Annotated in this window: 6 protein-coding genes; 5 read left to right on the forward strand and 1 reads right to left on the reverse strand. The window is 62.1% G+C overall.

All coding sequences use genetic code 11. From position 1 onward, the window contains the following. The 3 genes from EYW49_RS22650 to EYW49_RS22660 all read left to right on the forward strand — a co-directional run. On the forward strand, nt 1-141 hold a 141-nt coding region (locus tag EYW49_RS22650), incomplete at its 5' end, for an ATP-binding protein (protein WP_228259569.1). Nucleotides 142-265: 124 nt separating this feature from the next. Continuing rightward, nucleotides 266-514: a hypothetical protein gene (locus tag EYW49_RS22655; RefSeq protein WP_131311994.1), complete on the forward strand. Its 249-nt coding sequence runs from the start codon at nt 266-268 to the stop codon at nt 512-514. 112 nt (nt 515-626) lie between these two features. Beyond that, entirely contained in the window at nt 627-2,111 is a 1,485-nt protein-coding gene (locus EYW49_RS22660; RefSeq protein WP_131311996.1) for a DNA cytosine methyltransferase, read from the forward strand. Here EYW49_RS22660 and EYW49_RS22665 read toward each other — a convergent pair whose 3' ends face one another. After that, the gene (locus EYW49_RS22665) at nt 2,112-3,239 is read right to left on the reverse strand and encodes a hypothetical protein (RefSeq protein WP_131311998.1); all 1,128 of its coding nucleotides are present in this window, start codon (nt 3,237-3,239) and stop codon (nt 2,112-2,114) included. A gap of 320 nt (nt 3,240-3,559) precedes the next feature. On the opposite strand from EYW49_RS22665, the gene EYW49_RS22670 reads away from it, so the two are divergent. Beyond that, nucleotides 3,560-4,054, forward strand: coding sequence for a DUF6538 domain-containing protein (locus tag EYW49_RS22670; protein ID WP_165498387.1), 495 nt, complete (start codon nt 3,560-3,562; stop codon nt 4,052-4,054). 90 nt (nt 4,055-4,144) lie between these two features. Continuing rightward, on the forward strand, nt 4,145-4,278 hold a 134-nt coding region (locus tag EYW49_RS22675), incomplete at its 3' end, for a sigma factor-like helix-turn-helix DNA-binding protein (protein WP_131309656.1).

Here is a 4,278-nt window from a genome sequence, read left to right on the forward strand (position 1 = left end):
GACAATACCGTCGCCGACGCCGTGCTCGACCGCCTCGTCCACAACGCCCACCGCATCGAACTGGCCGGCGACAGCATGCGCAAGCAAAGGGCCTCGCCCCTCTTGACCCCCGCCGAAAACGGCGAAACCTATAACCCCTGACGAAAACGAGGCACCCGAGGACCACCCCGTCAAAACTGTCCGGACTTTAGCGGAAACGCTGTCCGGGAATTAGCGGAATGGCTGTCCGGATTCAGCGAAGCGCGCATCGGAAGGGGACTATGGCGTGGGGGCATTCGGTCGCGAGGAGTTCGCGCGTCTCGCCGAAGTGCTCGCGGCGTTGCGCGGTTCCTTCGTGTTGTCGATCAACGACACGCCCGAGGTGCGACGGATCTTTTCCGCCTTCGACCAAGCGGAGGTGGAACTCACCTATACGGTCGGCAACGGCGCGCCGAAGGCGGTAGGCGAGTTGATCATCACGCCGCCAGGGATGAAAAGGCGGGAGAAGGCGAGGGGCCTGTTCGATGAGGGGTGACCATGGCGACGAAGGGCGATTATCCTGTGGCACTGGCGTTGAGCGTTCCGTCCGGATAGTCCGATTCGGATGCTCGCGACCGAACTGCCCAACCCTGCGAGGAATACGCTCGATGACTTGGCCGGCGGCCGTCCTGTCCAAGATCGACCGATTGAGGTCGGAAATTACCGCGCGTCCGCGGGTGCTCGATCTCTTCGCCGGTTGCGGTGGCCTCAGTCTCGGGTTCGACGCAGCCGGCTTCGATATCGTCGGGGCGATGGAGATCGACGATCTCGCGGCGCGGTCACATGCGATCAACTTCTTCCGTGGCGAGCCCCAGAGCGTGATCGACCACCATGCTCGTCCGCGAGACATCACGGCCATCGATGCAGAGGAGATGGTCGCCGAGTTGAACCTGGGGACGCCGACGGAAGCTTTCGATGTTCTCATCGGCGGTCCTCCCTGCCAAGCTTATGCCCGCGTTGGGCGCGCAAAGCTTCGTGAAATCGCCGAGCATCCGCAGGCCTTCAAGATAGATCCGCGTGCGAATCTCTATCTGCGCTATCTAGAATACGTTCGCCGACTGCAACCGCTTGCGGTTCTGGTCGAAAATGTCCCCGACATCCTGAACCATGGTGGCCACAACATCGTCCAGGAAATCGTCGAGGCCCTCGACGACATGGGCTATGTCGCGCGTTATTCATTGATCAACAGCGCACATCATGGCGTACCGCAGATGCGCGATCGTGTCTTCATGATCGCCTATCACAAGGCACTCGGAGCGCAGATCCATTTCCCGGCGGCCACGCACCATTGCGACCTCCCGTCGGGTTATGAAGGGACGCGTTCGGTCGCCTTGAAACTGATCGATCTGTTCGGGGCCAGCAACTATGTGGCGCCGGACACCGGCCACGCAGGCCTACCGTCGGCAGTGAGTGCTTCGGAAGCGATCGGCGATCTGGCGCCGATCCTTCTTCACCGCGAGGGCAAACTGAAGCGAGGTGCCCGCCGCTTCACCGAGCTCAGTCCCTATCGGAAGTCCCCAGCCAAGGGGCTCTCCGATTTTGAACGGGCGATGCGGGCTTGGCCTGGATTCGAAGCCGGCGAGGGGGTCTACGACCACGTCCTCCGCTTCTTGCCCCGCGACACCTCGATCTTCGAGGCAATGCAGCAGGGTGACGAGTACCCGGCTGCGCACCGCGTTGCGAACCGGCTTTTCGAGCAGGAGGCTCTTCGGAAGGGCATTCGTCGCGGCAGCGGTGAGTGGGTGCGCCTTCATCGGGCGATGGTGCCGCCGTATGACCCGAGCAAGTTCCCGAACCGGTGGTGGAAGCTCCGCGAGAATGGCCCGTCGCGCACGCTCATGGCCCACATTGGCAAAGATACCTACTCTCATATTCACTACGACAGTGCGCAGGGGCGCGTCATTTCGGTGCGCGAAGCGGCGCGTCTTCAGTCGTTCCCCGATGGCTTCGTTTTCGCCGGAACGATGAATCCCGCGTTCCGTCAGATCGGGAATGCGGTCCCGCCGATCATGGCGCGCGAAATCGCCAAGGTGATGAAGGCGTCACTCGCCGAGGCGATCGGAACTGCGGTGGAGCGAGCGGCGGCCGAGTGATCACTCGACCGGCTCGTCGGGGCGTTCGATGACGACGTCTACGCCCCAGGTCAGTGTCGTTGGATCGATCGAGACGCCGTCGATTGCAACGCCGACCGGAAGATCGAGACCCGTGAGGATCGCTTGCGCCAGTGGGGCGATGTCCCGTGCAATGCGCAGCTTGGCGCCGTCGTCGTCGATGCCATGGACACGCCAGATATCGTAGCGCGGACCGCTCGATGCGGCGGTCAGTTCGGCGAATGAGATGTGGATGCGACGCTCGAATTCGCCGGCGGTGCTCTTCGCGTCGACATGCACGACATTTCCCCCGACTTCAGTCACCAGGAAGTCGAAGGGCGCGACCGCATTGGTGCGCGCCGACCATTCGGCGGCGGCGATCGAGCCATCGGCGACGAGCTTCTGAAGTTGGATCCAGGCGAGGGCTTCTCCGTCGCGTCCATTCTTCTCTGCCGACGCCTTTGCGGCAGCAAGAGTCGCGGCGCTGACGGGGCGAGCCGCCTTCTTGATGGTGAGGGTCGATGCACCTTCGATGCCTCCGAGGGCAGCATCCTCGACGGCCGCTTCGTATTCACGGTCGGCGGCGATCTGCCAGATCGGGTGTGTCGATGAAGTAGTGCCGGCCGCATTGGCGAGAGCGTCGCGGGAGATCTCGACCATCGTCCGGCGTCCGCCTGAAACGAAGGCGTCGAGGGCGTCGTGCAGCGCCTTGTCGAGCGGCGAATTCGCCGCGAGAAGAAGGAGTGTCAAACGCGTCGGGACCGGATCGCCACTGAAGTCGAGCACGGCGATGTCGCCAGCGGCGAGGCTGTCGAAGCGGCCCGGCTCCCCTTCGGGATCGCGAACGAACTCGCCGTTGAGACGCCAGTTCTTGTAGGCTTCGCGCTTGGTGACTGCGCGAGAAAGGACGAGCTTCGCCGCCGCCGCGGGACCGAGAATGGTCATCGAGACCGGGATGACGTCACCATAGGTTGCCACCAAGCTCGGCAGGGCCGGGTAAAGCCGATCGATGAAAACGTCCGCGTTCAGATTGATCGCCTTCTGATTGCCTGCCCCGAGCTTGCGGAAGAGGGACTCGAAAAAGGTCAAATCCGACGCCGTGAGGCGTTTGATGGCGATGCGGTCGGGCATGGGGAATCGGCCGATTGTTGATCTGCCGACACTATATCTGAAACGCTCCCGCCCTGCGGTACACGCTGGTGGCGCGTATGGCCGGCAACGCCGGTTGGTCGAGGGGGAGGCGAAGGTTAGCCCAATGTTGAGAGAACAAACGAGCAGCGGCGCTGGCTAACCGATTTCTAGTGCATTGATTTAATTGCGGTATTACGCTCCCCTTGGGAGCGCCACCACCAGCCTAAGTCATTGAAAAGCTGAAAAACCCAGGGTATCAAAGCCTTGGGAAGCCGCCCTGGTACGTTCGCGTGGTACGCGGGGGTGGTACGGTGGCACTGATGAGCGGCATTCAGCGGCGGCGATCCGGGGTCTACGAATATCGTGTGATGGTGCCGAAGGCGCTCGCGAAGAAGCCGGCTCCCGATCACCTGCACTCGCGATTTTCGGATCTCATCAACGCGAAGACCGGCTGTTTCAAGGGAGAGGTCGCGCGATCTCTGCACACGTCCGATCCCCTCGAAGCGAAGAAGCGGGGAAGACGGGTCGGTGTCGAGCTGCACGAACTGACCGAGGCGGCGGTCAAGGCCTTTCGGCTCCCCGAGGTCATCACGCCAGCTCCTGCTATTCCCCGCGAAGAGATCACCGAGATCGCCGCCGAGATTCAAGCTGAATGGCTCGCGTGGGATGAAGAGCAGCGCGAGGGAGGCGATGATCGGCGTTTCAGTTCGACGGCGGAAGAAAGGCAGAGCCGCTTTCCGGATGTGCTTTCTCTTCAGTTTGGTCCCGATGACGGTGGGATGGAACTCGATGTGTTGATTTCCGCGGAGAACTGACCCAGGCGGCAGGGATTTTTCCATCGAGAATTGACCCATGTTTGAACCTCCTCCCTCGCCACTGGTGCGGGGGACAGCGGAGTGATCGACATGGAGTTATTGAGCGTCATCCGGCGCTGGCACTATCGGGATCATTTCTCGATCCGAGAGATTTCCCGGCGCACCGGGCTTTCGAGGAACACGGTCCGCAAGTACCTGCGGTCCGACAGCGTCGAGCCTCGGTT

The organism is Siculibacillus lacustris (assembly GCF_004328075.1).
Lineage (GTDB): Bacteria > Pseudomonadota > Alphaproteobacteria > Rhizobiales > Ancalomicrobiaceae > Siculibacillus > Siculibacillus lacustris.

What these genes read in the sequence shown, in the direction of transcription:
- EYW49_RS22660 (WP_131311996.1), top strand. Translation starts at nt 627, where the DNA reads ATGACTTGGCCGGCGGCCGTCCTGTCCAAGATCGACCGATTGAGGTCG.
- EYW49_RS22670 (WP_165498387.1), top strand. Translation starts at nt 3,560, where the DNA reads ATGAGCGGCATTCAGCGGCGGCGATCCGGGGTCTACGAATATCGTGTG.
- EYW49_RS22665 (WP_131311998.1), bottom strand. Translation starts at nt 3,239, where the DNA reads ATGCCCGACCGCATCGCCATCAAACGCCTCACGGCGTCGGATTTGACC.